This window comes from Micromonospora sp. NPDC093277 (assembly GCF_044765245.1).
Lineage (GTDB): Bacteria > Actinomycetota > Actinomycetes > Mycobacteriales > Micromonosporaceae > Micromonospora.
Window position 1 is genome coordinate 665,241 of record NZ_JBIWJO010000001.1, and the last position, 26,079, is coordinate 691,319.

The 26,079-nt window shown below is 72.3% G+C and carries 25 protein-coding genes and 3 tRNA genes; 18 read left to right on the top strand and 10 right to left on the bottom strand.

From position 1 onward, the window contains the following. The first annotated feature begins 1 nt into the window (after position 1). Both ACIRG9_RS03030 and ACIRG9_RS03035 read left to right on the top strand, forming a co-directional pair. Positions 2-1,033, top strand: a complete 1,032-nt coding sequence (locus tag ACIRG9_RS03030; protein WP_402849268.1) for a 3-isopropylmalate dehydrogenase — start codon at positions 2-4, stop codon at positions 1,031-1,033. Between the two features lie 204 nt (positions 1,034-1,237). Beyond that, positions 1,238-2,335, top strand: a complete 1,098-nt coding sequence (locus ACIRG9_RS03035) for a branched-chain amino acid aminotransferase (RefSeq protein WP_402849271.1) — start codon at positions 1,238-1,240, stop codon at positions 2,333-2,335. A 197-nt stretch (positions 2,336-2,532) separates the two neighbouring features. Here the strand turns inward: ACIRG9_RS03035 and ACIRG9_RS03040 are convergent, their stop codons facing one another. The 4 genes from ACIRG9_RS03040 to ACIRG9_RS03055 all read right to left on the bottom strand — a co-directional run bounded on the left by ACIRG9_RS03040 (position 2,533) and on the right by ACIRG9_RS03055 (position 4,982). After that, positions 2,533-3,282 (bottom strand): tyrosine-protein phosphatase, encoded by a 750-nt coding sequence (locus ACIRG9_RS03040; RefSeq protein ID WP_402849274.1) that lies wholly within the window; start codon positions 3,280-3,282, stop codon positions 2,533-2,535. Between the two features lie 59 nt (positions 3,283-3,341). Continuing rightward, complete coding sequence (locus ACIRG9_RS03045) at positions 3,342-3,800, bottom strand: PRC-barrel domain-containing protein (protein WP_402849276.1); 459 nt, start codon at positions 3,798-3,800, stop codon at positions 3,342-3,344. 88 nt (positions 3,801-3,888) lie between these two features. Further along, entirely contained in the window at positions 3,889-4,419 is a 531-nt protein-coding gene (locus ACIRG9_RS03050; protein WP_402849278.1) for a carboxymuconolactone decarboxylase family protein, read from the bottom strand. 2 nt (positions 4,420-4,421) lie between these two features. After that, positions 4,422-4,982: a peroxiredoxin gene (locus tag ACIRG9_RS03055; protein ID WP_402849281.1), complete on the bottom strand. Its 561-nt coding sequence runs from the start codon at positions 4,980-4,982 to the stop codon at positions 4,422-4,424. Between the two features lie 363 nt (positions 4,983-5,345). Between ACIRG9_RS03055 and cimA the strand changes: the two genes are divergently transcribed. Then, positions 5,346-6,926 carry a citramalate synthase gene (cimA, locus tag ACIRG9_RS03060; RefSeq protein ID WP_402849284.1) on the top strand — a complete coding sequence of 527 codons (1,581 nt, stop codon included), beginning with the start codon at positions 5,346-5,348 and terminating at the stop codon, positions 6,924-6,926. 16 nt (positions 6,927-6,942) lie between these two features. Here cimA and ACIRG9_RS03065 read toward each other — a convergent pair whose 3' ends face one another. Beyond that, on the bottom strand, positions 6,943-7,938 hold the full coding sequence (locus ACIRG9_RS03065) for an endonuclease/exonuclease/phosphatase family protein (protein ID WP_402850237.1): 996 nt from the start codon (positions 7,936-7,938) through the stop codon (positions 6,943-6,945). 204 nt (positions 7,939-8,142) lie between these two features. Here ACIRG9_RS03065 and ACIRG9_RS03070 point away from each other — a divergent pair, with 204 nt between their 5' ends. The 8 genes from ACIRG9_RS03070 to ACIRG9_RS03105 all read left to right on the top strand — a co-directional run bounded on the left by ACIRG9_RS03070 (position 8,143) and on the right by ACIRG9_RS03105 (position 14,856). Next, positions 8,143-9,192 (top strand): AAA family ATPase, encoded by a 1,050-nt coding sequence (locus ACIRG9_RS03070; protein ID WP_402849286.1) that lies wholly within the window; start codon positions 8,143-8,145, stop codon positions 9,190-9,192. Beyond that, positions 9,189-10,190, top strand: a complete 1,002-nt coding sequence (locus tag ACIRG9_RS03075; protein WP_402849289.1) for a DUF58 domain-containing protein — start codon at positions 9,189-9,191, stop codon at positions 10,188-10,190. The genes ACIRG9_RS03070 and ACIRG9_RS03075 overlap by 4 nt, the downstream gene beginning before the upstream one ends. Continuing rightward, positions 10,187-11,146, top strand: coding sequence for a VWA domain-containing protein (locus tag ACIRG9_RS03080; RefSeq protein ID WP_402849291.1), 960 nt, complete (start codon positions 10,187-10,189; stop codon positions 11,144-11,146). The genes ACIRG9_RS03075 and ACIRG9_RS03080 overlap by 4 nt, the downstream gene beginning before the upstream one ends. 48 nt (positions 11,147-11,194) lie before the next feature. Further along, positions 11,195-12,055 carry a S1C family serine protease gene (locus ACIRG9_RS03085; protein ID WP_402849294.1) on the top strand — a complete coding sequence of 287 codons (861 nt, stop codon included), beginning with the start codon at positions 11,195-11,197 and terminating at the stop codon, positions 12,053-12,055. A 128-nt stretch (positions 12,056-12,183) separates the two neighbouring features. Beyond that, positions 12,184-12,489, top strand: coding sequence for a hypothetical protein (locus ACIRG9_RS03090; protein WP_402849297.1), 306 nt, complete (start codon positions 12,184-12,186; stop codon positions 12,487-12,489). Positions 12,490-12,498: 9 nt separating this feature from the next. After that, positions 12,499-12,924 carry an alternative ribosome rescue aminoacyl-tRNA hydrolase ArfB gene (gene arfB / locus ACIRG9_RS03095; RefSeq protein ID WP_402849300.1) on the top strand — a complete coding sequence of 142 codons (426 nt, stop codon included), beginning with the start codon at positions 12,499-12,501 and terminating at the stop codon, positions 12,922-12,924. Between the two features lie 84 nt (positions 12,925-13,008). Next, positions 13,009-13,581, top strand: coding sequence for a GNAT family N-acetyltransferase (locus tag ACIRG9_RS03100; RefSeq protein WP_402849303.1), 573 nt, complete (start codon positions 13,009-13,011; stop codon positions 13,579-13,581). Positions 13,582-13,695: 114 nt separating this feature from the next. Beyond that, positions 13,696-14,856 (top strand): cellulose binding domain-containing protein, encoded by a 1,161-nt coding sequence (locus tag ACIRG9_RS03105; RefSeq protein ID WP_402849305.1) that lies wholly within the window; start codon positions 13,696-13,698, stop codon positions 14,854-14,856. A 114-nt stretch (positions 14,857-14,970) separates the two neighbouring features. On the opposite strand, the gene ACIRG9_RS03110 is transcribed toward ACIRG9_RS03105, so the two are convergent. After that, positions 14,971-15,837: a 3-methyladenine DNA glycosylase gene (locus ACIRG9_RS03110; protein WP_402849308.1), complete on the bottom strand. Its 867-nt coding sequence runs from the start codon at positions 15,835-15,837 to the stop codon at positions 14,971-14,973. A gap of 34 nt (positions 15,838-15,871) precedes the next feature. Further along, positions 15,872-17,263 (bottom strand): hypothetical protein, encoded by a 1,392-nt coding sequence (locus tag ACIRG9_RS03115; RefSeq protein ID WP_402849310.1) that lies wholly within the window; start codon positions 17,261-17,263, stop codon positions 15,872-15,874. A 202-nt stretch (positions 17,264-17,465) separates the two neighbouring features. On the opposite strand from ACIRG9_RS03115, the gene ACIRG9_RS03120 reads away from it, so the two are divergent. The 4 genes from ACIRG9_RS03120 to ACIRG9_RS03135 all read left to right on the top strand — a co-directional run bounded on the left by ACIRG9_RS03120 (position 17,466) and on the right by ACIRG9_RS03135 (position 18,955). Further along, positions 17,466-18,269, top strand: a complete 804-nt coding sequence (locus ACIRG9_RS03120) for a fumarylacetoacetate hydrolase family protein (RefSeq protein ID WP_402849313.1) — start codon at positions 17,466-17,468, stop codon at positions 18,267-18,269. Positions 18,270-18,375: 106 nt separating this feature from the next. Continuing rightward, positions 18,376-18,447, top strand: a tRNA-Gln gene (locus ACIRG9_RS03125). Between the two features lie 135 nt (positions 18,448-18,582). Beyond that, positions 18,583-18,658: transfer RNA gene (locus ACIRG9_RS03130), tRNA-Glu, on the top strand. 221 nt (positions 18,659-18,879) lie between these two features. Beyond that, positions 18,880-18,955: transfer RNA gene (locus ACIRG9_RS03135), tRNA-Glu, on the top strand. Between the two features lie 165 nt (positions 18,956-19,120). On the opposite strand, the gene ACIRG9_RS03140 is transcribed toward ACIRG9_RS03135, so the two are convergent. After that, a complete protein-coding gene (locus tag ACIRG9_RS03140; RefSeq protein ID WP_402849316.1) occupies positions 19,121-19,807 on the bottom strand; it encodes an IclR family transcriptional regulator in 687 nt (228 codons plus the stop codon). A gap of 49 nt (positions 19,808-19,856) precedes the next feature. Between ACIRG9_RS03140 and leuC the strand changes: the two genes are divergently transcribed. The 3 genes from leuC to ACIRG9_RS03155 all read left to right on the top strand — a co-directional run bounded on the left by leuC (position 19,857) and on the right by ACIRG9_RS03155 (position 22,711). Then, positions 19,857-21,299, top strand: coding sequence for a 3-isopropylmalate dehydratase large subunit (leuC, locus tag ACIRG9_RS03145; protein WP_402849319.1), 1,443 nt, complete (start codon positions 19,857-19,859; stop codon positions 21,297-21,299). Positions 21,300-21,314: 15 nt separating this feature from the next. After that, entirely contained in the window at positions 21,315-21,902 is a 588-nt protein-coding gene (leuD, locus tag ACIRG9_RS03150; RefSeq protein WP_402849322.1) for a 3-isopropylmalate dehydratase small subunit, read from the top strand. Positions 21,903-22,063: 161 nt separating this feature from the next. Next, positions 22,064-22,711: an HU family DNA-binding protein gene (locus ACIRG9_RS03155; protein WP_402849324.1), complete on the top strand. Its 648-nt coding sequence runs from the start codon at positions 22,064-22,066 to the stop codon at positions 22,709-22,711. 99 nt (positions 22,712-22,810) lie between these two features. On the opposite strand, the gene ACIRG9_RS03160 is transcribed toward ACIRG9_RS03155, so the two are convergent. Further along, on the bottom strand, positions 22,811-23,692 hold the full coding sequence (locus tag ACIRG9_RS03160) for an NUDIX domain-containing protein (RefSeq protein ID WP_402849327.1): 882 nt from the start codon (positions 23,690-23,692) through the stop codon (positions 22,811-22,813). A gap of 40 nt (positions 23,693-23,732) precedes the next feature. Continuing rightward, positions 23,733-26,033 carry an RNA degradosome polyphosphate kinase gene (locus ACIRG9_RS03165; protein WP_402849329.1) on the bottom strand — a complete coding sequence of 767 codons (2,301 nt, stop codon included), beginning with the start codon at positions 26,031-26,033 and terminating at the stop codon, positions 23,733-23,735. Between the last annotated feature and the right edge of the window lie 46 nt (positions 26,034-26,079).

Consider the following 26,079-nt stretch of genomic DNA (forward strand, 5'->3'; position numbering starts at 1 on the left):
GGTGGCACGGATCGCGGTGGTGGCCGGGGACGGGATCGGACCCGAGGTGGTCGGGCAGGCCCGCAAGGTCATCGATGCCGTGCTGCCCGGCGTGACGGCCACCGAGTACGACCTCGGCGCCGCACGCTACCACCGCACCGGTGAGGTGCTGCCTGACTCGGTCCTCGACGAGCTGGCCGGCCATGACGCCATCCTGCTCGGCGCGGTCGGCGACCCGACGGTGCCGCCCGGTGTGCTGGAGCGCGGCCTGCTGCTCAAGCTCCGCTTCGCGTTCGACCAGTACGTCAACCTGCGCCCGTCACGCCTCTGGCCGGGCGTGCCCGCGCCGCTGGCCGCCGTGAAGCCGGGCGAGGTCGACCTGGTCGTGGTCCGCGAGGGGACCGAGGGCCTGTACGCCGGTGCCGGCGGTGCGCTGCACCGGGACACCCCGGCCGAGGTGGCCACCGAGGAGAGCCTGAACACCCGGCACGGGGTGGAGCGGGTGATCCGGGACGCCTTCGCCCGGGCCCGCCGCCGGGAGCGCCGCAAGGTCACCCTGGTGCACAAGACCAACGTGCTGACCCACGCCGGCTCGCTGTGGGCGCGGACCTTCGAGGCTGTCGCCGCCGAGCACCCGGATGTGTCCACCGAGTATCAGCACGTCGACGCCGCCGCGATGTTCCTGGTCACCCAGCCCCAGCGGTACGACGTGGTGGTCACCGACAACCTCTTCGGCGACATCCTCACCGACATCGCCGCCGCGGTGACCGGCGGTATCGGGCTGGCGGCCAGCGGCTGCATCAACCCGGAGGGGCGCTACCCGTCGATGTTCGAGCCGGTCCACGGCTCCGCGCCGGACATCGCCGGCCGGGGCGTCGCCGACCCGGTCGCCGCGGTGCTCTCCGCCGCGCTCCTGCTCGACCAGCTCGGCCATGCCGACGCCGCCGCGCGGGTCACCGCCGCCGTCGCCACCGAGCTGTCCGGCCGTACGCCGGGGGCGTCGCTGCGCACCGAGGAGGTCGGCGACCGGCTCGCCGGGCACGCCGTAGGCTGACCGGGCCGCTCGCGTCGGTCCGGGTCCGGGCCGCCAGACCCGTCCGGGCAGCAATGTGTCGGCTACGGCTTCGCCATCACGCGCAGTCGATCTGCCGGGACGTACCTATCCGCTGAACGACCGTTCGGGGTAAGTTTTCTGGCACCAGTGACGCCGGCGTGCGATGGCGCATGCCGTGTAAGGACCCGCAGGGAGGTCAGCGCGATGAGCGGTGGTGACAAGCTCGATTTCGAGATCCGTCCGAATCCCGCGCCGGTATCCGCCGCCGACCGGGCCGCCCTGCTGGCGAACCCCGGGTTCGGCCGGGTGTTCACCGACCACATGGTGACGGTGCGCTACGCCGACGGCAAGGGCTGGTACGACGCCCGGGTGGAGGCGCGGGCGCCGATCCCGATGGACCCGGCCGCCGCGGTCCTGCACTACGCGCAGGAGATCTTCGAAGGGCTGAAGGCGTACCGGACCGCGGACGGCGGTGTGACCCTGTTCCGTCCGGAGGCGAACGCGGCCCGCTTCGTCGCGTCCGCCCGGCGGCTGGCCATGCCCGAGCTGCCGCCGGAGGCGTTCGTCGAGTCGCTGCGCCGGCTGGTCGAGATCGACAAGGACTGGGTCCCGGAGGACGAGGACAGCACCCTCTACATTCGGCCGTTCATGTTCGCCAGCGAGGTCTTCCTCGGCGTCCGGCCGGCGAACGAATACCTCTACGCGGTCATCGCCTCCCCGGCCGGGGCCTACTTCACCGGCGGGGTCAAGCCGATCATGGTCTGGGCCTCCCCGGACTACACGCGTGCGGCGCCGGGTGGCACCGGCGCGGCCAAGTGCGGCGGCAACTACGCCGCCTCGCTGGTCGCCCAGGCCGAGGCGATCGAGGCGGGCTGCGACCAGGTGGTCTTCCTGGACGCGGTGGAGCGGCGCTTCGTCGACGAGCTGGGCGGCATGAACGTCTTCTTCGTCTACGACGACAACACCCTGGTCACCCCGCCGCTCACCGGCACCATCCTGCCGGGCATCACCCGGGACGCGGTCATCACCCTGGCCGCCGAGGCCGGGCGCCGGGTGGAGGAGCGGCCCGTCAGCATCGCCGACTGGCAGGCGGACGCGGCCAGCGGCCGGCTGCGTGAGGTGTTCGCCTGCGGCACCGCCGCCGTGATCACCCCGATCGGTGGGGTGCGCTTCCCCGACGGGGAGTTCCTCGTCGGTGGCGGCGAGCCGGGACGCTTCACGATGGCCCTGCGGCAGCAGTTGGTCGACATCCAGCGCGGCCGGGCCGAGGACCGGCACGGCTGGGTGCAGCGGGTGCTCTGACGCCGCCGATTGACCCGGGTGGCGGCCACGGCTCGGCCGTCACCCAGCGCCGCCGTTCGCCGACGGAACGCTGCCTGTCAAGATCGTGCTGAAACACGGAAGTAGTGGTCTCCACGTGGTGGGAGGCCACTACTTCCTGGGTCGAGCGCGATCGTGCGAGGCGCGCCCCGCGATGTGCGAGGCGCGGCCCGGGCGGGTCAGTTGAGCAGATGGTCGCGGAGCGCGGCCAGTTGTGCGGCGGTCACCCCGGCGTGGCGCAGGTAGCCCTCGATCGATCCGTACCCGTCGCGCAACTCGGTGAGGAAGAGGATCATCGCCTCGGCCGGGGAGGCGAGGAAGGGTGGCGGCAGTTCCTCGGCCTCCGGCATGGTGGCCGCTATCCAGGCGCTGAACCGGGCGGACGCCTCGGTGCTCAGCGCGTAGTCGGCGGCGATGTCGTCGTCGGCGACGCCGAGCACGGCCAGGGTGAGGCCGCAGACGATGCCGGTGCGGTCCTTGCCGGCGACGCAGTGCACCACCGCCGGCGCGTTGACGCTGTCGGCGATCAGGCCGACCGCCTCGGCCAGCCCGGCGGTGCCGGTCCGTGCCAGGTCGGCGTACCGGTCGGCCAGATAGCGGGCCAGGCTGGTGCCCGACGAGTACGGCTGCTCGGCCCAGCCCTGGTGCTCGGGATGGATGTGCCGGTAGGTGAGCCCGTCGTACGCGGGCACCCGGCCGTCGCGGGCCACCTCGGTGGGACGGCGCAGGTCGATCACGGTGCGGATCCCGAGGGCGGTGAACGCCGCCCGGTCGGTCTCGTCGATCCGGTGCAACGAGTCGGAGCGGTAGAGCCGGCGCCGGTGGACGGTCCGTCCGTCATGGCCGGTCAGCCCGCCGACGTCGCGGAAGTTGAACAGGGCGGGAAAGGGGTTCCGGTGCGGAGTGTCGGTGGCATCCACCCCTGACACGGTAACGGCCGGCGGGGCATCGATGTGCCCCGCCGGCCGTCAGGCGCAGGTGCCTTCCGTCACCGGGCGGTACCCGGGGGGATCGACGAGTATGTGTCGTCGTAGTACCCGCCGAGCTTCTCCCGGAACGCCGGATCCGCGTCGGTGGACACGTCGTACTCGGGCGCGGCCTTGATCTGCTCCTTGCTCCGGTCGACGTACACCTTCCGCTCGTCGTGGTCGACGTGGTTGACGGTGCCGGCCGGCAGCATGACCTTCTTGCCGAAGATCCACGGACCGGTGTCGACCACGAGGTAACTGGAGTTCACCTCATGGCTGGCCTGGTCCACCTTGCCGACACCGCCGTCGCTCGCCTCCACCTTGTAGTCGACCAGGTCGACACCGGACACCCCGGCGTCGTCCCGGTAGGTCCACGGATCGAAACGTCCCGCGGGCGTGCCGTCCGCGAAGGCGCCCTGACCGCTTCGGGTCAGCGGGTCCGGCGTCCCGTGGGTCGTTCGAGGGTCGAGCCGCTCCATTGGCGTTCACTCCCTTTCTCGACTTTCTCGGGGGATGTGCCCTGTCGGACCCTTCGTACCCGGTTGTGGAGCTCGCTACACCGGAGGATCAGGCCAGCGCGGCCTCCGCGTCGAGGGCCACCGCGGCGGCGTGCACGACGGCCGCGATGCGCAGCCCCTCGTGCACCTGCTCGCGGGTGAACCCGGTGGCGCGCAGGGTCTTCTCGTGGGATTCCAGGCAGACGCCGCAGCCGGTGATCGCCGAGACGGCGAGGCACCACAGCTCGAAGTCGCCTTTCTCCACGCCCGGCCGGGCGATGATCTGCATCCGCAGCCGGGCCGGCATCGAGGCGTACTGCTCGTCGCCGATCAGGTGCTTGGCCCGGTAGTAGATGTTGTTCATCGCCATGATCGTGGCGGCGCCCTTGGCCGCCTCGACCGCCTCTGGCATGAGGTGACCGGCCGCCTCGGCGGCGATCTCCTTCAGCACCATCGGGTTGCGGGCTGCCACCGCGCAGGCCAGGGCGGTGCCCCACGCCTGCTCCGGCTTGAGCGTCGAGGTGGCGATGGTGGAGCCGAGGTTGAGCTTGATGTCCTTGGCGTACTCCGGCAGCGCCGCCTTGACCGCGTCCAGGCCCATCGTCAGGCCCCGGCGCCGGCGAGCAGCGCGTTGGCGTCCAGGGTCGCGCCGCCCTTGTTCCAGTTGCACGGGCAGAGCTCGTCGGTCTGCAGCGCGTCCAGCACCCGCAGCACCTCGGAGACGTTCCGGCCGACCGAGCCGGCGGTCACCATGGCGAACTGGATCTCGTTGTTCGGGTCGACGATGAAGGTGGCCCGCTGGGCGACCCCGTCCTCGCCGAGCACGCCACAGGCCTCGGTCAGCTCACGCTTGATGTCGCTGAGCATCGGGAAGGGCAGCTCGCGCAGGTCCGGGTGGTCCTTGCGCCACGCGTAGTGGACGAACTCGTTGTCGACGGAGACGCCGAGGACCTGGGCGTCCCGGTCGGCGAACTCGCCGTTGAGGCGGCCGAACTCGGCGATCTCGGTCGGGCAGATGAAGGTGAAGTCCTTCGGCCAGAAGAAGACCACCCGCCACTTGCCCTCGTGGGACTTGTGGTTGATCGTCTCGAACGCCTTGTCGGCGTCCAGCGACACGCAGGCGGTGAGTTCGTACTCGGGGAAGCGGTCACCGACAGTGAGCACAGGTCCTCCTTGACAGCGGCTTCGCCAGCGGCGCGAAGCCGTTAACTGGATCAGTTCCAGATTCTGCCGTAGCCGCGTTTTCGCCGCTGGGCGGTCGGATGACTTGTGAAGTCGATCACCGGTGGCGCGTTCCGCGCGGAAGGTTGTCCCTCGATCGGGTAAGGCCACCCTGCGTTACCGTCCCGAAATGTGGATTGTGCCTCCCAAAACCGCGACCGGAGTGGCAGAGTACCGATCGTGACCAGCCACGTCCTGATTATTGGCAGCTAGCGCGCCGGCCTTCCCTCTCGCCGAGCGCGCAGACCTCCCGCATCCGCGGGGGGTCTTTTTGTTGCCCCCAAAGGTTCGAGAAGAGGACTTCCCATGACCTTCCAGGTGTACGACACGACGCTGCGCGACGGTGCCCAGCGCGAGGGGCTCAGCTACTCGGTGGTCGACAAGCTGGCGGTGGCCCGCCTGCTCGACGACCTCGGGGTCGGCTTCATCGAGGGCGGCTGGCCGGGCGCCGTACCCAAGGACACCGAGTTCTTCCAGCGGGCCCGCACCGAGCTGGACCTCAAGCACGCGATCCTGGTCGCCTTCGGCGCGACGCGCAAGGCCGGGGTGGCGGTCGAGAGCGACCCGCAGGTGCGCGGGCTGCTCGACGCGGAGACCCCGGCGGTGGCGCTGGTCGCCAAGGCGGACATCCGCCACGTCGAGCGGGCACTGCGCACCACCGCCGTGGAGAACCTCGCCATGATCCAGGACACGGTGCGCCACCTGGTACGGCAGGGCCGGCGGGTCTTCGTGGACGGCGAGCACTTCTTCGACGGCTACCGGCACGACCCGGCGTACACCGCCGCGGTGCTGGAGGCGGCGTTGGCCGCGGGGGCCGAGCGGTTCGTGCTCTGCGACACCAACGGCGGGATGTTGCCCTCACAGGTCACCGCCGCCATCGCGGACGTCACCGCGCGCACCGGGGTGGCACCGGAGCTGCTCGGCATGCACGCCCAGAACGACACCGCCTGCGCGGTGGCCAACACCATCGCCGCCGTCGAGGCCGGGGTCCGGCACTTCCAGGGCACCGCCAACGGGTACGGCGAACGCCCCGGCAACGCGGACCTCTTCGCGATCGTCGCCAACCTCCAGCTCAAGCTCGGGCTGCCCGTCCTGCCGGAGGGCTGCCTGGAACAGCTGGTGCGGGTCTCGCACGCCATCGCCGAGATCGCCAACATCGCCCCCGACACCCACCAGGCCTACGTCGGGGCCGCCGCCTTCGCCCACAAGGCGGGGCTGCACGCGAGCGCGATCAAGGTGGACCCGTTGCTCTACAACCACGTGGACCCGTCGGTGGTGGGCAACAGCATGCGGATCCTGGTGACCGAGATGGCCGGACGGGCCAGCGTCGAGCTCAAGAGCCGTGAGCTGGGCCTGGACCTGTCCGGCCATCCCGAGGCCCTGAGCACGGTCACCAACCGGGTCAAGGAGCTGGAGGCCGACGGCTGGTCGTTCGAGGCCGCCGACGCCTCGTTCGAGCTGCTGGTCCGCTCCGAGCTGCCGGACCGGGCCGCGCCCCGGCCGTTCGCCCTGGAGTCGTACCGGGTGCTGGTCGAGCACCGCGAGGACGGCGCGGTGGTCTCCGAGGCCACCGTCAAGATCCGGGTACGCGGCGAGCGGGTGATCGCCACCGCCGAGGGGAACGGCCCGGTCAACGCCCTGGACGAGGCGTTGCGGGTGGCGCTCGTGCGGCACTACCCCGAGCTGCGCGACTTCGAGCTGGCCGACTACAAGGTCCGCATCCTGGAGGGCAGCCACGGCACCGGCGCGGTGACCCGGGTGCTGGTGGAGACCGCCGGGGCGGGCCGGGACTGGACCACCGTCGGCGTGCACCCGAACGTGGTCGAGGCGAGCTGGCACGCCCTGGTCGACGCCCTAACCTACGGCCTCGACCGGGCCCGCGTGTAACGGAGGGGACCCCTCCTTACACCGCGGCGGGCAGGCGTAGCTCGGCGAGGACGGCCCGGTGATCGCTGCCGGGCAGCGCGTACACGGCCGCCGAGCGCACCGCGATGCGCCGGTCGACCAGCACGTGGTCGATGGTGACCGGCGGGATCAGATCGCCGTCGTACGGGCCCCAGGTGCCGACGAGCCCGGCGCCCGCCGCGTCGGCGGCATCGACGTACCCGGTGTCGATCAGGGTCCGCAGCGGGGCGTGGTCGAGGGTGGCGTTGAAGTCCCCGGCCAGGATGCTCAGCCGTCCCCGTGGCGTGGCCGGCGGCTGCCCGCGCAGGTCGGTCCGCCACTCCGGCACCATATGGACGGCGTACGGGGCGGCCGGGTGCGCCGACTCCACGCGTACGGGGGGCGCGCCCGGCACCGCCAGCGTCCCGTACGCCTGGGTGAAGAGGAAGCCCGGGTTGCGCCGGAACCCGCCCTCGCCGAGCGGGAAGCGCGCGTACAGGCCGGAGCCGGTGGTGCCGACCTCCGGGTTCAGCACCCGGTGGGGCAGCAGGGCGTCCAGCCCGAGGCGGTCCAGTTCGGTCGCGATCTCCGGGGTGAACTCCTGCACGGCCAGCACGTCCACCCGGTGCGTACGGACCAGGTCGATCAGCCGGGCCGGATCGGCCTCGCCCTTGAGCAGGTTGGCGGTGAGCAGTCGCAGTGCGGGACCGCCGGCCGCCGGCTGCGGGGCGGCGATCGCGCGCGGGGCGACCGCACCGATCAGCGCCAGCGCCGTGGCCGCCGCGACCACCGCCGCCGCACGCCGCCGCAGGGCGAGGGACAGCGCCAGCGGCAGCAGGGAACCAGCCGCGGCGTACGGCGTGAAGGCGACCGCCTGCACCAGCGGTCCCCGGTCCGACCCGGCCAGCCGGAGCACCGTCCAGGCGGCGGCGGGCGTGACGGCGAGCCAGCACGCCGCCGTCGCGATCCGGCGGTTCCGGCGGTTCCGGGCTGTGCTCCGTTCCTTGTCCGTGATCGTGGTCACGGCCGTCACCGTACCGTTGCGGGACAGTCCCGACCCTCCCGATCGGTCGTCCGGTCTGCCCCGATCTGCGCGGCCAGGCGTCGGTCGTGCGGTTGCGGCCCGGCTGCGGGAGTCGTCCCGGTCCGGTCCTGGAACGGCCTGGCAGGGGCCGATAATCCGACGTTTGTCCGACCGCCCGTACGGGAAGCAAGCACCGTGACGGACATCTCGGACACCCTGGCCAGCGTGCCCAGCCCGGTCGAAGCCGACGCCGGCGGCGTCGAGCTGGAACAGACCCTATTCGAGGTCAAGCGCGTGATCGTGGGGCAGGACCGCCTCGTCGAGCGCCTGCTCACCGCCCTGGTCGCCGACGGTCACTGCCTGCTGGAGGGTGTGCCCGGAGTGGCCAAGACCCTCGCCGCGCAGACCCTCGCCACCGTCGTCGGCGGCACCTTCTCCCGCATCCAGTTCACCCCCGACCTGGTCCCCTCGGACATCGTCGGTACCCGCATCTACCGCGCCTCCACCGAGGCCTTCGACGTCGAGTTGGGCCCGGTCATGGCGAACCTGGTCCTCGCCGACGAGATCAACCGTGCTCCGGCCAAGGTGCAGTCGGCGCTGCTGGAGGCCATGGCCGAGCGGCAGGTCTCCATCGGCGGCCGGAGCTGGCCGGTCCCCGACCCGTTCCTGGTGCTCGCCACGCAGAACCCGATCGAGTCGGAGGGCGTCTACCAGCTTCCCGAGGCGCAGCGTGACCGGTTCCTTATGAAGATCGTGGTCGATTATCCGAGCGATGCCGACGAGCTGGCCATCCTCTACCGCATGAGCAGCGACCGGCCGACGGCCCGGCCGGTGCTCGACGCGGCCCGGCTCCGCGAACTCCAGCGTCGGGCCAGTCAGATCTTCGTCCACCACGCGCTCGCCGAGTACGTCGTCCGGCTCATCCTCTCCACCCGGGACCCGGGCCGGTTCGGGCTGCCCGACCTCGCGCCGCTGCTGGCGTACGGGGCCAGTCCCCGGGCCACCCTCGGCCTGGTCGCCGCCGCCCGTGCCCAGGCGCTGATCCGGGGCCGGGAGTACGTGCTCCCGGAGGACGTCCGGGAGTTGGCGGTGGACGTGCTGTCGCACCGGCTGGTGCTCTCCTTCGACGCGGTGGCCGACGGGGTGTCCGCCGAGGCGGTCGTCCGCCGGTTGATCGAGGCGGTGCCACCGCCCCGGGTCGTCGCCGGTCGTCCCGAGACGGCGTCCGACCTGGCGGCGGCGTGAGGCGCCGGGCCGCCCCGGCCCTGCCCGAGCCCGGCCTGGCGGATCTCGCCCCCGACCAGCGGTTGCGCCGGCTCGAACTGACCGTCACCCGCCGCCTCGACGGGCTCCTGCACGGCCAGTACCGCGGCCTGCTGCCCGGACCGGGCAGCGAGGTTGCCGGCAGCCGGGAGTACCGCCCCGGCGAGGACGAGGTACGCCGGATGGACTGGGCCGTCACCGCGCGGACCACCGTCCCGCACGTCCGCGAGGTCGACGCCGACCGCGAGCTGAGCACCTGGCTGCTGGTCGACGCCAGCCCCAGCATGGAGTACGGCACCGCCACACTGGACAAACGCGAGCTCGCGGTGGCCGCCGTGGCGGCGGTCGGGTTCCTCACCGCGGGCGTCGGCAACCGCCTCGGCGCGCAGGTGCTCAGCCCCGACGGGCTGCGCCGGTTCCCGGCCCGTGGCGGCCGGACCCACCTGCTCGGGCTGCTGCGCACCCTGCTCGACGCCCCCCGCACCGGCGGGTACGAGGAGACCTCGGCACCCGCCCCGCCGAACCTCGCGGACGGGCTGGCCGGCGTCCAGCGGGTGGCCACCCGGCGCGGCCTGGTGGTGGTCGTCTCCGACTTCCTCGACGGGCTGCCCGACGACCCGGATGGCGCCCCGCCCTGGGAGGCGGCGCTGCGCCGGCTCACCGTCCGGCACCAGGTGCTCGCGGTGGAGGTGACCGACCCGCGCGAGCTGGAACTGCCGGACGTCGGCCTGATCACCCTGGTCGACCCGGAGACCGGGCGGCATCGCGAGGTGTGGACCGGCGACCGGACCCTGCGGGAACGGTACGCCCAGGCCGCCGCCGCCCAGCGCGACCAGGTGCACCAGGTGCTGCGCCGAGCCGGGGCGGCCCACCTGGCGCTGCGTACCGACCGGGACTGGGCCGCCGACATCGTGCGGCACGTGCACCACCAGCGCCGGCTGGCCGCCGCGCCCGCCGCGGCCCGGGGAGGTGGCGCGTGATCTGGCAGTCACCCACCCGGCTCTGGCTCCTGCTCGGCGTCGCCGCGCTCGTCGTCGGCTACCTGGCGATGCAGCGCCGGCGGAACCGGTACGCGGTGCGCTTCACCAACCTGCGCCTGCTGGACCGGGTCGCGCCGCGCCGGCCGGTCTGGCGCCGGCACGTGCCGGCGGGGCTCTTCCTCGCCATGCTCGCGCTGCTGGTGGTCGGTTTCGCCCGGCCCAGCGCCGAGGTGCGGGTGCCGCGGGAGCGGGCCACCGTGATGGTGGCGGTGGACGTCTCCACCTCGATGCTCGCCACCGACGTCGACCCGGACCGGCTGACCGCCGCCAAACAGGCCGCCCGCCGGTTCACCGACGGCCTGCCGAAGGAGTTCAACGTCGGGCTGGTCGCCTTCGCCGGCAGCGCGGCGGTGCTGGTCCCGCCGAGCACCGACCGGGACGCCCTGCACGAGGGGATCGGGCGGCTCGCCGAGGGGGTCACCGGCGTGCAGGGCACCGCCATCGGGGAGGCGATCAGCACCTCGCTGGGCGCGGTGAAGAGCCTGGACGCCAAGGCCGCCAAGGACCCGCCGCCGGCCCGGATCATCCTCCTCTCCGACGGCGCGAACACCTCCGGGATGGACCCGATGGAGGCCGCCGCCCAGGCCGTGGCGGCCAAGGTCCCGGTGCACGCCATCTCGTTCGGCACCCCGTCCGGTTTCGTCGACCGGGGCGGGCGGCCCATCCAGGTGCCGGTCGACGGGCAGACCCTCAAGGCGGTCGCCGAGGAGACCGGGGGCGGCTTCCACGAGGCGACCACCAGCGCCGAGCTGCGCGCCGTGTACGAGGACATCGGCACGTCAGTTGGCTACCGCAAGGAACGACAGGACATCTCCGCCCGCTTCATCGGCCTCGGACTGGTCTTCGCCATGGGTGCGGCCGCGGGATCCCTGCGGTGGTTCTCCCGGCTGCCCTGACCCGCACCACCCATCCGGCACGTCGGCACGACACGTGAGGAGCCAGGTATGGCAGTGCAGACCGGACTCGGCGAGCCACGCGGCCCGTGGTTCGTCTCTCCGGAGCTGGATCCGGACGGGCGCGGGCGCTGGGACGGCCCCGGATCGGAGCGGGGCTCGGGGCCCCGGGGCTGGCGCCACCGGCTGCTCAGCGCGGCTGCGGTGCTGGCCCTCTCCACGCTCTCCGGTGCGGCGGCCGGCAGTTGGGTGGCCGGCCATGACGCGTCCGGGCCGGCGGCGGCCTCCGCGGCGCCGGTGCCGGCGGAACTGGTCACCGCCGCCGAGAAGACCGTGCCGGGGGTGGTCTCGGTGATGGTCGCCGGCTCGTCCGGGTCGTCGGCCAGCGGCTCGGGCTTCGCCATCGACCACGAGCAGCACATCGTGACCAACGACCACATCCTGGCCAAGGGCGGCTCCGGACCGGTGACGGTGGAGACCACCGACGGCCGCCAGTTCAACGCCGAGGTGGTCGGGCGGGAGCCGAACAGCGACCTGGCGGTGCTCAAGGTGCCCGCGTCGGCCGGGCTGCCGCCGCTGCCGCTGGCCAAGCCCAACTCCACCCGGGTCGGCGAGCCGGTCCTGGCGGTCGGTTCCCCGCTCGGCCTGGCCGGCACGGTGACGGCAGGCATCGTCAGCGCGCTCAATCGGCAGGTACGTATCGGCAACGGCCGGCACACCGCGGTGCAGACCGACGCCTCGATCAACCCGGGCAACTCGGGTGGCCCGCTGGTCAACGCGCGGGGCGAGGTGGTCGGGGTGAACACCGCCATCGCCACCATCGACGGCAACGGTTCGATCGGCATCGGCTTCGCGATCCCGATCGACCAGGTGCAGCAGACCGCCGACACGATCATCGGCCGGGGTGGCTGACCACCGCCGCGGGCGTGACCTGCGGAGGCCCGCCCGGACCATCCGGCCGGATCGGGTGAACTGTCGGATATCCGGCGCGAGCCCATCGGACCATGGAAATATTACTCTGAGTATGGATACTGGCGTGGGTGGAGCAAGCTGTCATCGCGGCCCTCCTCCTGGTGGGCCTGGGCATCGGTACCGGCGTCGGTGCGGCGTACGCCCGCGCGAAGCGTGGTTGGAATGACTACAGGACCGCCCGGAACACCGTTCCCACCGCCCGGCGGACCGCCTGGCTGGCGATCCGCGCGGTCCTCACCAAGGTGGGCGTGATCGCCCTGCTGCTCGTCGGCGCCGCCGCGTACGCGGCGGTCGGGTCGGACCACGAGCGGGCGGATCCCGCACCCACCCCGACCGTGACAACCCCCGCGCCGGGTCACCCGTCCGGGCGATAGCCTCAGGGCGTGGATGACGGACTGCGGGTGACCGAGCGACTCGTCGTCCCCGCCGCCGAGCTGCGGGAGCGTTTCTCCCGCTCGTCCGGACCGGGCGGGCAGGGGGTCAACACCGCCGACTCGCGGGTGGAGCTCAGTTTCGACCTGGCCGGCTCGCCGAGCGTGCCCGAGCCGCTGCGTGCCCGCGCGCTGGAGCGGCTCGCCGGCCGGCTGGTCGACGGCGTGCTGACGGTGGCCGCCAGCGAGCACCGGGCGCAACTGGCCAACCGGGAGGCCGCCCGGGACCGGATGGCCGCCCTGCTGCGCGAGGCGGTCGCCCCACCGCCGAAACCCCGCCGCCCGACCCGCCCGTCCCGCGGCGCGAAGGAGCGCCGCCTGGCCGACAAGAAACGCCAGTCCCAGCGCAAGCGTGATCGGCGGGTGGACGGCGACTGACGCCGGGCAGCGGAAGTCCGTCACCGGCCGCGCCAGGCCCTAACCCGGTTGGCCCCGGCGGGCGGACCGCCCAGAATTCGCCGCATGCCCGCCGACTTCTCCGACAAGCCCACCCTCACCGGCGACCGGGTCGTGCTGCGCCCGTTCGTGGACGACGACATCGCCGCCTTCGAGGTCGTCCTGGCCGATCCGGAGGTGACCCGGCTCACCGGCAGCCCGCCGGAGCCGTTCGACGCGGCTCGGCTCCGCGCCTGGTACGGCACCCGCAACAGCCAGGCCGACCGGCTCGACCTGGCCGTGGTGGACAAGGCGACCGGGACCTGCGTCGGCGAGGTGGTCCTCAACGAATGGGACTCCCACCACCGCAACTGCAACTTCCGCACGCTGATCGGCCCCGCCGGCCGTGACCGGGGGCTCGGCACCGAGGCGGTGCGGCTGATCGTCGGGTACGGCTTCGAGCAGCTCGGCCTGCACCGGATCTCGTTGGAGGTGTTCGCGTTCAACCCGCGTGCCCGGCGGGTCTACGAGAAGGTCGGCTTCGTCGCCGAGGGCACACTGCGCCAGGTGCTCCACGACGGCGAGCAGTGGGTCGACGCCACCGTCATGTCGATCCTCGCGACGGAGTGGACGGTCCACCGCGGCCACCCGGCGGGCTGAGCCACGCTCGCGGCATGGGACCGGGTTGAGTCAAATCCATCAACCTGATTGAATCCCTGGCGGGAGCAGGGGCCGTCACCGACCACCACGTCACGTGACAGGAGTCCCGTCATCATGCTCCGTGCACCCCTGCGCGCCGCGCTGGCCGCGGTCGCCGCACTCCTTCCCGCCCTCGCCGTCGGGCTGGCCCTCGTCTCGACGGCGCCGCCCGCCGCCGCCGCTGCCACCCCGGTACGCGTCATGCCGCTCGGCGACTCGATCACCGGCTCGCCCGGCTGCTGGCGCGCGCTGCTCTGGAACCGCCTCCAGTCCACCGGCTACACCGACGTCGACTTCGTCGGCACCCTCGGCCCGCAGGGGTGCTCGGTGCCCTACGACGGGGACAACGAGGGCCACGGCGGCGCCCTGGTGACCAACGTCGCAAACCAGAACCAGCTGCCCGGGTGGCTCGCCGCCACGCGCCCGGACGTCGTGCTCATGCACTTCGGCACCAACGACGTGTGGAGCAACATCGCGCCGGCGACCATCCTGGCCGCGTACTCGAAGCTGGTGGACCAGATGCGGGCCAGCAACCCGGCGACGACCGTGATCGTCGCGAAGATCATCCCGATGGCTCCCAGCACCTGCCCCGAGTGCGGCCAGCGGGTGGTGGCGCTCAACGGCGCGATCGACGGCTGGGCGGCGGGAAAGACCACGGCCGCCTCGCCGGTCGTCGTGGTCGACCAGTGGACCGGCTTCAGTACCGCAACCGACACGTACGACGGGGTGCACCCGAACGCGTCCGGGGACCAGAAGATGTCCGACCGCTGGTACCCGGCGCTCACTGCGGCCCTGCGCGGCACCATCCCGACGCCGACCGCATCGCCGACCGGTAGCCCCACACCCTCCAAATCACCCACCAGCAGCCCCACGCCTTCCAAATCACCCACCAGCAGCCCCACGCCGTCGTCGACCCCGACCGGGGCGCCGGGCACGGGCTGCGCCGCCGACTACCGGATCGTGGGTCAGTGGCAGGGCGGCTTCCAGGGCGAGGTGACCGTCCGCAACAGCGGCACCGCGCCGATCGCCGGCTGGACAGTCCGGTTCGGCTACGCCGACGGCCAGCGGATCACCCAGTCCTGGAACGCCGAGCTGACCCAGAACGGCACCCAGGTCACCGCGCGGAACGTGAGCTGGAACGGGTCCCTCGCCCCGGCCGCCCAGGCCACCTTCGGCTTCCTGGCCGACGCCCCCGGCCCAAACCGCACACCACCCCTGACCTGCACCCCAACCTGACCCCCCCAACCTGACCCCCCGACTGGTTGATCATGAGGTTGGCCGGGCGATACGTGCCTTTTACCCCGGCCAACCTCATGATCGGCGGGCTCTACGAGGGGGGTGTGGTGGGGGTTAGGTGAGGGTGGTGAGTAGGCGGGTGCGGAGGGTGGCGGCCTGGTCGGCGAAGCCGCGCTGGGCGGCGGCGTACTCGGCCCGGCCCTCCGGGGTCTCCACCCGCACCGGCGGGTATCCCAGGTCGGCCAGGTCGTACGGAGAGGCCCGCATGTCCAGGGTCCGGATCTCTCTCGCCAGCGCGAAGCAGTCGGCCACGAGCTCCGACGGCACCATTGGCGAGAGCTTGTACGCCCATTTGTAAAGATCCATGTTGGCGTGCAGGCAGCCCGGCTGCTCCAGCGCGTGCTGGGTCTCCCGGGTCGGGGTGAGCACATTCAGCGGCCGGGCCGGCGCGGTGAAGAACCGGTACGCGTCGAAGTGGCTGCACCGGACGCCGCGCTCCTCGACGACGGCGGCGGTGGCTGCCGGGCCGAGCCGCAGCGGCCAGGCGTTGTGCCGCATCTCGTCCTGGGTCTGCCGGTAGACCATCGCCCACTCGTGCATCCCGAAACAGCCGAGGTGGGCCGGGCGGCCGGCGGTCGCCGCGAGCAGCGTACGGATCCAGGCGACCGACTCGGCACGCCGTGCGCGTACCCGATCGGTGTCGAGGGTGAGCCCGGCGGCGGTGGCACGGTAGTCCTCGCCGAACTCGGCCGGGTCCGCGTCGCGCAGCACCACTCCCGCGCCCGGGTGCCAGCGGCGCAGCTGGGCGGGCCGGTGCGAGTAGTAGGTGAAGAGGAAGTCCTCCACCGGGTGCTTCACGCCGCCGCGCCGGCGGGCCAGGTGCGGCGCCAGCCAGGCGTCCACCCGCTCCTCGTGGGCCCGCCGTCGGGCCTGCCAGTCGGCCGCGTCGAGCGCGGCGGCGGGGGCGAGGGCGGCGGTCACGGACCCCAGGGTACGACCGCCGCCCGCCCTCCGGTCAGGGCACGTCCACCCGGACGCCAGCGGAGAAGACGCCGCTGCGCAGCTCCAACTGTTTGGGCTGGTCGGTGCCGTGCAGGCTGAAGACCAGCGGAAGGAGCACCCGGCTGCCCGCGGCGACCGGCTGGGCGAAGATGTCCCGCCCGAGGTTGGCCACCCGGGTGGCGTCCTCGTCGGCGGAGACCCAGTTGCCGCCCGGCACGTACGCCCGTTGCAGTTGGCCATGCCAGGTCTGCTCGTCCGCTGTGACGTTGCGCACCCCGACCGTGGCCAGGCACTGCCGGCCGCCCGCAGAGGTCGAGGGGAGCGACCCGGCGCCGCAGGCCACCCGGTAGACGGTGAACTCGAACGCGGACTCGCGCAGCGGTACCCCGACCTGCCCGGTCACGCTCTTGCCCATCCACGCGCCGCTGGTCGGCTGCTTGGCGGTGTCGATCGCGGCGACCCGCTGGGTGGCCGTCCACACCCCCGCGCCGACCAGGCCGGCCAGCAGCGCCGCGGCGATCGGCACCATCAGCCACATCGGTGGGGTGCCGCGGCGCCGCGTCGGCGAGGGCATCGCCGGGCGTGGGTAGACCGTGCCACGTTCCGCCGGGCCGGCCGCCGCGCCGGCCAGGGCCGGGCCGTCGACGCCCGTCGCCGTCGGGCCGGCCGGAGCCACGCCGGTTCGCTGCCGCCGTCGGCGCCACCACCAGGTGAGCACGCCGGCGGTGAGGACCAGGAGCGCGGCCAGCGCGGCCAACAGCACCGGCGGTCGCTGCCACACCGGTGGCGCCGCCGTCACCTTCGCCGCCGGTGCCGCCGAGGCCGCCCAGGTCGCTGTGGCGCAGTCGTACGGCCGGGTGCCGTCGGTGCCGTACGCGCAGGTGGGTGCGGTCACCGACTTTCCGGGGCCGGCCGTGCCGAGGGCGGTGTTCAGGGTGGTGGTGCTGTGCGCCGGCAGCTTCAGCCGCCAGGTCACCTCGCCGGCCGTGGACGATCCGGCCGGGCTGGTGGCCCGACCACCGGCGGTCACCGTGGTGGCTTTCGAGCCCGCCGGCAACTCCTGCCGTACGATCGCCTCGACCACCTTGTCACCGTCGTTGCGGACCAGGATCTGGTAGCCGGGTGCCGGCGTGTTGGCCGCGGTCATCGCCACGGTGACCGGCGGGGTTGACATCTGGACCGGCGGCGGCTTCGCGGGCGGCACCGCCGGTGGGGACGCCGGCGCTCCGGTCGGGATGGGTGTGGCGCGTTCCACGGGTGCGACCTGTGCCGCTGGCGGGGCCGGTGCCGCAGGCGCGGCAGCCGCCCGGGGTGCCGCGGCGGGCAGGGCTGGTACGGCGGCGATGACCCCGAGGCAGTTCACGATCAGGGCCAGGGACCTGTGGTGTCGTCTCGTTGCAGGCATGTGACCGAACCTCCCGGACCCGAAGCTATGGTCCCTGGCTCGCCGTGCGGGTACGAAGTGGTCATTCCCGCCCCGGTCGGTGCGCGGCGGCGTACGCTGGCCCGTCCGTGCGGCGGGTCGACGTGGCGGGTCGACGTGGCGGGTCGACGTGGCGCGGCCGCGTCCGGCGTGGTCCCGGCGGCGGCGGCGATAGATTGGCCGGGTGCGTATCGCTCGTTTTGCTCATGCCAAGGGAATGTCGTTCGGGGTCGTCGAGGGCGAGCCGGGGTCCGGGCCGCAGGGCCTGACCATCGCCGAGATCGACGGACATCCGTTCGGGCAGATCTCGTTCTCCGGCGCCCGCTGGGCGCTCTCCGACGTCCGGCTGCTCTCACCGATCCTGCCGAGCAAGGTGGTCTGCGTCGGCCGCAACTACGCCGAGCACGCCGCCGAGCACGGCAGCGAGGTGCCCAAGGAGCCGTTGCTCTTCCTCAAACCGTCCACCTCGGTGATCGGCCCGCGGGACGCGATCCGGCTGCCGATCTTCTCCAAGCAGGTCGAGCACGAGGCGGAGCTGGCCGTGGTGATCGGCGCTCCGGGCGCGCGGCGTGCCGACCGGGCCGCCGCCGAGCGCGCCATCTTCGGCTACACCTGTGCCAACGACGTCACCGCGCGGGACCTGCAACGCTCCGACGGGCAGTGGACCCGGGCCAAGGGCTTCGACTCCTTCTGCCCGCTGGGCCCGTGGATCACCACCGGGCTGGACGTGGCCGACCTGGAGATCCGGTGCGAGGTGGGTCGCGACCCGGAGGCGATGGAGGTTCGCCAACTCGGCCGGACCAAGGACATGGTCTTCGACGTGCCGGCCCTGGTGTCGTACATCTCCCACGTGATGACGCTGCTTCCCGGCGACGTGGTGCTGACCGGCACCCCGGCGGGGGTTAGTCCGCTCACCGACGGGGATACGGTCGCGGTGCGGATCGAGGGGATCGGCGAGCTCACCAACCCGGTGGTGCCGGTCGCCTGATGCGTCCGACGTCTCGTTTCCGCTGGTCAGGGGCGGTTCGAGGGGTTGGATTTGGCCTGCCGGCACGGGGAGGGTAAAGTTCATTCCCGGCACCGCAAGGGGCCAATGGGGTATGGGGTAATTGGCAGCCCGACTGATTCTGGTTCAGTTAGTCTAGGTTCGAGTCCTGGTACCCCAGCGCAGCCGCGGATTCGCGAGAATCCCGGACGCTGGATTCTGGTGGAGTTCCGCTCCGTCCCTCGCGCGAGGGACGGCAGATGATCTCTGATAGAGTGCAGCTTCCTCGCCTTCAGGTGAGGAAGCAGATAGTTCTGGCCCCGTCGTCTAGCGGCCCAGGACGCCGCCCTCTCAAGGCGGTAGCGCCGGTTCGAATCCGGTCGGGGCTACCATGCGCACAGCCCGTCCCATCCTGTGGGGCGGGCTGTTTTGTCATGCCCCGGCCTTCCTCTTGGTGCGTCCGGTTTTCGTCCCGCCCGTCCGGTGCTCAGTGCTGTCCTCAGCCCGACACGACGGCTCGCTGATGTCAGGACCCCCGGTCGTGAGGCGCGGACGGATGCCGGTAGACTACTGCCCGCACCGCTCGTCAGGGCGGTGAAGCAGGAAAGTGCCTGGCCCCGTCGTCTAGCGGCCCAGGACGCCGCCCTCTCAAGGCGGTAGCGCCGGTTCGAATCCGGTCGGGGCTACCACACCGAATGGCCCGGTCTCGCTCCGCGAGGCCGGGCCATTCACCGTTCAGTCGCCACTCGCGCTGCCCTCAGCGTTGATCATGAAGTTGTTGTCGCGGACATCGGCGTGGCGTGACGACAACTTCATGATCAACCGGGCTGGACGGAGGGAGAGGGGGCCGGGGGCTAGAGGCCGGAGAGGCGTTGGCCGGCGCGGACGACGGCCATGGCGTGGCGTTCACCGGGGCGGCGGCCGAGGCGTTCGATCGGGCCGGAGATGCTGACCGCCGCGATCACCCGGCCGGTGCGGTCCCGGATCGGGGCCGAGACGCTCGCCACGCCGGCCTCCCGCTCGGCGACGCTCTGCGACCAGCCGCGGCGGCGTACCTCGGCCAGGGTGCGGCCGGTGAACTTCGATCGGGGCAGCAGCGGCATGACCGCCTCCGGCGGCTCCCAGGCGAGCAGGATCTGCGCCGCCGACCCGGCCGTCATCGGCAGCACCGAACCGATCGGTACGGTGTCCCGCAGGCCGCTGGCCCGCTCGGCCGCGGCCACGCAGACGCGCTCGTCGGCGCGGCGCAGATAGAGCTGGGCGCTCTCGCCGGTGGCGTCCCGCAGCGCGGCGAGCAGCGGCTCGGCCGCGGTCAGCAACACGTCCGGCGCGGCGTTGGCCAGTTCGCCGAGCCGGGGCCCGGGACGCCAGCGCCCCTGGGTGTCCCGGACCAGCATCCGATGGATCTCCAACGCCTGTGCCAGCCGGTGCGCGGTCGCCCGGGGCAGCTTGGTGCGTTCAACGAGCTCGGCCAGGCTGGCGCCGTCGACACAGGCGGCCAGGATGACCACTGCCTTGTCGAGAACGCCGACACCGCTCATACTGTGTCCCACAACCCGAAACTTACCTCCCAGAATTTAGGATGTCCAGATGGTGGGAGACACTCAACCGAGGACCCTGGCCGAGAAGGTCTGGGACGCGCACGTCGTCCGCTCCGCCGCCGGCGAGCCGGACCTGCTCTTCATCGACCTGCACCTGCTGCACGAGGTCACCAGCCCGCAGGCGTTCGACGGGCTGCGACTGAGTGGCCGCCGGGTGCGGCGCACCGACCTGACGATCGCGACCGAGGATCACAACACCCCGACCGGGTACGACGATCCGTCATTCCGATCCCGGCGCGGAGACCTGCTGACCATCGCGGACCCCACCTCCCGCACCCAGATCGAGACGCTGCGCCGCAACTGCGCCGAGTTCGGCGTGCGGCTGCACCCGCTGGGCGACGAGAACCAGGGCATCGTGCACGTCATCGGCCCGCAGCTCGGCCTCACCCAGCCGGGCATGACGATCGTCTGCGGCGACTCGCACACCGCCACCCACGGCGCGTTCGGCGCGCTCGCCTTCGGCATCGGCACCAGCGAGGTGGAGCACGTGCTGGCCACCCAGACGCTGCCGCAGGCCCGGCCGAAGACCATGGCGGTGAACGTCACCGGCCGGCTCGCCCCGGGCATCACCGCCAAGGATCTGGTGCTGGCGCTGATTGCGCAGGTGGGCACCGGCGGCGGGCGCGGTCACATCGTGGAGTACCGGGGCGAGGCGATCCGGGAACTCTCCATGGAGGGCCGGATGACCATCGCCAACATGTCCATCGAGTGGGGCGCCAAGGCCGGCATGATCGCGCCGGACGAGACCACCTTCGCGTACCTGAAGGGACGGCCGAACGCGCCGCAGGGCCCGGAGTGGGACGCGGCGGTGGCGTACTGGAGGACGCTGCCCACCGACGAGGGGGCGACCTTCGACGCGGAGGTGACCCTGGACGCGAGCCGGCTCACCCCGTTCGTCACCTGGGGCACCAACCCCGGGCAGGGCGCCCCGCTGGGCTCCGCCGTGCCCGCCCCGGAGGAGTTCGGCACCGAGTCCGAACGGGCCGCCGCCCGCCGGGCGCTGGAATACATGGACCTCACGCCCGGCACCCCGCTGCGCGATCTGGCCGTCGACGTGGTCTTCGTCGGCTCCTGCACCAACGGCCGGCTGGAGGACCTCCGCGCCGCCGCCGACGTGCTGCGCGGCCACCAGGTCGCCGACGGCGTACGCATGCTGGTGGTCCCCGGGTCCGCCGTGGTCCGCGAGGCGGCCGAGGCGGAGGGGCTGGACAAGGTCTTCACGGACGCCGGCGCCGAGTGGCGCTTCGCCGGCTGCTCCATGTGTCTGGGGATGAACCCGGACACCCTCTCGCCGGGCCAGCGCTCGGCCTCGACCTCCAACCGCAACTTCGAGGGCCGCCAGGGCCGGGGCGGGCGTACCCACCTGGTGTCCCCGCCGGTCGCCGCCGCCACCGCCGTGGTCGGCCGGCTGGCCGCCCCCGCCGACCTGTAGAAGGGCAGCCGAGAGATGGACAAGTTCACCACCCACACCGGCACCGCCGTGCCGCTTCGCCGATCCAATGTGGACACCGATCAGATCATTCCCGCCGTGTACCTCAAGCGGGTGACCCGAACCGGTTTCGCCGACGGGCTCTTCAGCGCGTGGCGGGAAGATCCGACATTCGTTCTCAATGATCAATCCCATTCGGGTGCGTCGATTCTCGTCGCCGGCCCCGAGTTCGGTACGGGTTCCTCGCGCGAGCATGCCGTCTGGGCGTTGCGGGACTGGGGCTTCCGCGCCGTGATCGCGCCCCGCTTCGGTGACATCTTCCGTGGCAACGCGCTGAAGGAAGGGCTCCTTCCGGTGGAGCTGGAATTGGCCGCCGTGGAGCAGCTCTGGGATCTGGTGGAAGCGGACCCGGCCACCCCGATCACGGTCGACCTCACCGCCCGCCAGGTCCGCGCCGGGGATGCCAGCTGGGCATTCCCGCTCGACGACCACAGCCGTTGGCGGCTGATGGAGGGCTTGGATGACATTGGACTCACCCTCCGGCACGAGGCCGAGATCGGCGTGTACGAGGCGTCCCGGCCCTCGTTCCTGCCGTCGGTCGCCTGACCGCAGATAGCTATTCGCCCCCGCCGGCCCAGGCCTGCGGGGGCGAATCCGTTACGACACAAGGCCTTTTTTCGACCGAATGTTTGTGTCCCGGCAGCACAGGGCATACCGTGCGCGCAGAATGGCTCGCGTCGAGTCAGTTGCACAATCGGGAGGAAGTCGTGAACAAGGCCGAGCTCATCGAGGCGCTCGCCGTTCGCCTGGGGGACCGGAAGACGGCGACGGCCGCGCTCGACGCGGTTCTCGCTGAGGTCCAGGCGGCGGTCACCAAGGGCGAGAAGGTGGCGATCACCGGATTCGGAGCGTTCGAAAAGCGAATCCGCGGTGCCCGAACAGCGCGCAACCCACGGACAGGTGAGGCGGTGAAGGTCAAGAAGACCTCCGTCCCCAGCTTCCGTCCGGGCGCCGGGTTCAAGGAGATGGTGGCCAGCGGCAAGGTGCCGAAGGCCACGGCCGCCGCCAAGAAGATAGCCGCGGCCGCCGCCAAGGCCACCGGAGCCAAGGCGACCGGAGCCAAGGCGACCGCGGTGAAGAAGACCGCCGCAGTCGGCGCCGCCAAGAAGACCACGGCGGCGAAGGCCACCAAGACTGCCGCCGCCAAGAAGGCCGCGCCGGCGAAGAAGGCCGCCCCTGCCAAGGCCGCGGCGGCCAAGAAGACCACCGCCGCCAAGAAGGCGCCGCCGGCGAAGAAGACCACGGCGGTGAAGAAGACCACGGCCGTCAAGAAGACCGCCGTGGCGAAGAAGAGCACCGCCAAGAAGGCGCCGGCGAAGAAGGCACCGGCCCGGAAGACCGCCGCCCGGCGCTGACCGTCGCGGCCCGAAGGGCGCCCACCGTCGCGGTGGGCGCCCTTTTCGCGGGTACGCGCGGTCCGGTCCCGCCGCCGATCCGGTGTGACGAGACGCAACCTACAGGCGGTCGGCGGCGAGGAGGCGGTCGCCGGTGAAGGCGAGCAGCCAGCCGCCGCCCTTGGCGGTGGTGAAGTCGTCGGTCCGGCCGGTCAGCCGTTCCAGCAGGCCCGGGATCACCTTGCCCTGGCTGCACACGGCGACCGGTTCGCCTTCGACGGCCAGCGCGGTGAGGCACGCCGCGGCCGCGAGGACGCACTCGTCCGGCTGCTGACCGGGCTTCGGCTCGTCCAGGTCGCCGGTCACCTCGATCGGCAGATCCAGCAGGGCGGCGGCCGGATCGAGGGTCTGTACGCAGCGGCGGGCCGAGGCGGCGAGCAGGCGAGCCGGTCGGATCAGGGCCACCAGGTCGGCCAGCTCCCGCGCCTGCGCCCAGCCCTGCACGTCCAGCGGCCGGCCGTTGTCCGGGCCCGTCCAGGTGCCCCGCGTGCCGGCGTGCCCGTGCCTTGCCAGCAGCACGATGCCGGTCACCGGCGGCAGCGCCGCGAACGCGGCGATCACCTCGGCGTCGTGCGGGTAGCTGACCCGGCGTACCGCCTCGTCGACCCCGAGCCAGCGCACCTCGTCGACCTCGGTGTCGGGCTGGAACCCCCCGGTCGTGGCGGCCCGCATGGACCAGAAGTCGACCGCCTTCGGCCGCCCCTCGCTGTGATAGCGGACCGTGGGCAGCCGTACCTGCGGCACCGCCCGGACGTCGGTCTCCTCGGCGACCTCGCGGACGGCGGCCCGCAGCGGGTGCTCCCCGGCGTCCAACTTGCCCTTGGGCAGCGACCAGTCGCCGTACCGGGGGCGGTGCACCAGGCACACCTCGACGCCGTCCGCCCCGGGCCGCCAGGCCACCCCGCCCGCCGCCCGGATCCGTACCGGCTCCTCGTCCGTCACCCGCTCACCGTAAGCCCGCCCCGAGCCGGCCGTGGCCCGCTCACCCCGCCGTCCCGCCCACCCGGCGCAGCAGCAGGTCCTGCAGGTGGGTCAGCGGCTCCTCCGCGGTGCCGGTACGCCGGCTCCAGCTGCCGTCCCCGGCCAGCTCGAACGCGTCCACCTCCGGGCTGAACGCGGCGGTCAGCACGTAGTCGAGTTCGGCCCGGGCCACCGGGTCGCTCACCTGCGCCAGCGCCTCCACCCGGCGGTCCAGGTTGCGGTGCATCAGGTCCGACGAGCCCATCCAGAACTCGGCGTCACCGTTGTTGCCGAACCGGAAGACCCGCGAGTGCTCCAGGAACCGGCCGAGGATCGAGCGGACCCGGATGTTCTCCGACAGCCCAGGCACCCCGGGACGCAGCGTGCACATGCCCCGGATCAGCAGGTCGACGTGTACGCCGGCCTGGGAGGCCCGGTAGAGAGCGTCGGTGATCTCCTCGTCCACCAGGGCGTTCACCTTGAACTGCACCAGGCCCGGCATGCCGAGCCGGACGTGCGCGATCTCCCGTTCGATCCGCTCGATCAGGCCACTGCGGATGCCCTGCGGTGCCACCAGCAGCCGCCGGTACGCGGTCTGCCGGCTGTAGCCGGTGAGCACGTTGAACAGGTCGGTCAGGTCGGCGCCGATCTCCGGGTCGGCGGTGAGCATGCCGAAGTCCTCGTAGGTCCGGGCGGTCTTCGGGTGGTAGTTGCCGGTGCCGATGTGGCAGTAGCGGCGGATCTGGTTGCCCTCCTGGCGTACCACCAGGGCGGTCTTGCAGTGCGTCTTCAGGCCGACCAGGCCGTAGACGACGTGGCAGCCGGCGCGTTCCAGGGTGCGGGCCCAGCCGATGTTCGCCACCTCGTCGAAGCGCGCCTTCAACTCGACCAGCACCACCACCTGCTTGCCGGCGGCGGCCGCGTCGACCAGCGCGTCGACGATCGGGGAGTCGCCGCTGGTCCGGTAGAGGGTCTGCTTGATGGCCAACACGCCCGGGTCGGCGGCGGCCTGCTCGATGAAGCGCTGCACGCTGGTGGCGAACGAGTGGTACGGGTGGTGCACCAGCACGTCGCCGTCGCGCAGGGTGGCGAAGACACTGCGCGGCACCTCCCCCTCGGTGAGCCGGGGATGGGTGGCCGGCACGAACGGCCGGTCCTTGAGCTCGGGGCGGTCGGACTCGCCGTACACCTGCCAGAGCGCGGAGAGGTCCAGCAGGCCGGGCACCCGGAGCACCTCCTGGTCGTGCATGTCCAGCTCCCGGACGAGCAGCTCCAGCATCCGGTCGGAGATCGAGGCGGCCACCTCCAGCCGGACCGGCGGGCCGAACCGCCGCCGGGCCAGCTCCCGCTCGAGGGCCTGGAGCAGGTCCTCGTCGCGGTCCTCGTCCACCTCCACCTCGGCGTTGCGGGTGACCCGGAACAGGTGGCACTCCACCACCTGCATCCCGGAGAAGAGCTGCCCGAGGTGCACCGAGATGAGGTCCTCCACCGGGATGAACCGGACGCCGGGCGCGTCCCGGGCCACCCGGACGAACCGGGGCACGTTGTTGGGCACCTTCACCCGGGCGAACAGCTCCGAACCGCCGTCCGGGTCACGCACCGAGACGGCGAGGTTCAACGACCGCCCCGAGATGTACGGGAACGGGTGCGCCGGGTCCACCGCGAGCGGGGTGAGCACCGGGAAGATGTGCTCCCGGAACCAGGTGCGCAGCCGCTCCCGTTCCGGGTTGTCCAGCTCGGCCCAGCGCAGGATCCGGATGTCCTCCTCGGCCAGCCTCGGCAGCACGTCGTCGACGAAGCAGTTGGCCTGCCGGGCGACCAGGCCGGCGGCCTGCTCCGCGATCAGCTGCAACTGGGTACGCAGCGGCAGCCGGTCCCCGCCGCGTACCGGCAGGCCGGCGGAGAGCCGGCGCTTCAGCCCGGCCACCCGCACCATGTAGAACTCGTCCAGGTTGCTGCCGAAGATGGCCAGGAACTTCACCCGCTCCAGCAGCGGGGTACGCGGGTCCTCGGCCAGCGCCAGCACCCGGGCGTTGAAGTCGAGCCAGGAGAGTTCCCGGTTGAGGAACCGGTCCTCGGGCAGCGGCTGCGCCGCCGCCCGCTCGGCGTACGGGCCGGGGCCCTCGACCGGGTCGAGGGGCTCCTCCAGGCCGGCGGAGGCGGCCGCGGCGTCCAGGTCGGCCGGGTCGACGGCGAGATCCTCCTCCGGGGCGCGGACCCGGCGGAACCGGCCGTCGGTGCCCCGGGCCGGAATGCCGTTGCGGGGCGATTCCGGGTCGAGGATGTGCTGCGTGTTCTCGGGGTGCTCGCGAGGGGTGCTCACCACCTCATGATTCCCCGATTCCGGTGAACGGAAAATGAACTCGGGG

Coding starts and splice junctions, on each gene's coding strand:
- ACIRG9_RS03035 (WP_402849271.1), top strand. CDS start 1,238: ATGAGCGGTGGTGACAAGCTCGATTTCGAGATCCGTCCGAATCCCGCG.
- ACIRG9_RS03045 (WP_402849276.1), bottom strand. CDS start 3,800: ATGGAGCGGCTCGACCCTCGAACGACCCACGGGACGCCGGACCCGCTG.
- ACIRG9_RS03050 (WP_402849278.1), bottom strand. CDS start 4,419: ATGGGCCTGGACGCGGTCAAGGCGGCGCTGCCGGAGTACGCCAAGGAC.
- cimA (WP_402849284.1), top strand. CDS start 5,346: ATGACCTTCCAGGTGTACGACACGACGCTGCGCGACGGTGCCCAGCGC.
- ACIRG9_RS03085 (WP_402849294.1), top strand. CDS start 11,195: ATGGCAGTGCAGACCGGACTCGGCGAGCCACGCGGCCCGTGGTTCGTC.
- ACIRG9_RS03100 (WP_402849303.1), top strand. CDS start 13,009: ATGCCCGCCGACTTCTCCGACAAGCCCACCCTCACCGGCGACCGGGTC.
- ACIRG9_RS03105 (WP_402849305.1), top strand. CDS start 13,696: ATGCTCCGTGCACCCCTGCGCGCCGCGCTGGCCGCGGTCGCCGCACTC.
- ACIRG9_RS03115 (WP_402849310.1), bottom strand. CDS start 17,263: ATGCCTGCAACGAGACGACACCACAGGTCCCTGGCCCTGATCGTGAAC.
- ACIRG9_RS03140 (WP_402849316.1), bottom strand. CDS start 19,807: ATGAGCGGTGTCGGCGTTCTCGACAAGGCAGTGGTCATCCTGGCCGCC.
- leuC (WP_402849319.1), top strand. CDS start 19,857: ATGGTGGGAGACACTCAACCGAGGACCCTGGCCGAGAAGGTCTGGGAC.
- leuD (WP_402849322.1), top strand. CDS start 21,315: ATGGACAAGTTCACCACCCACACCGGCACCGCCGTGCCGCTTCGCCGA.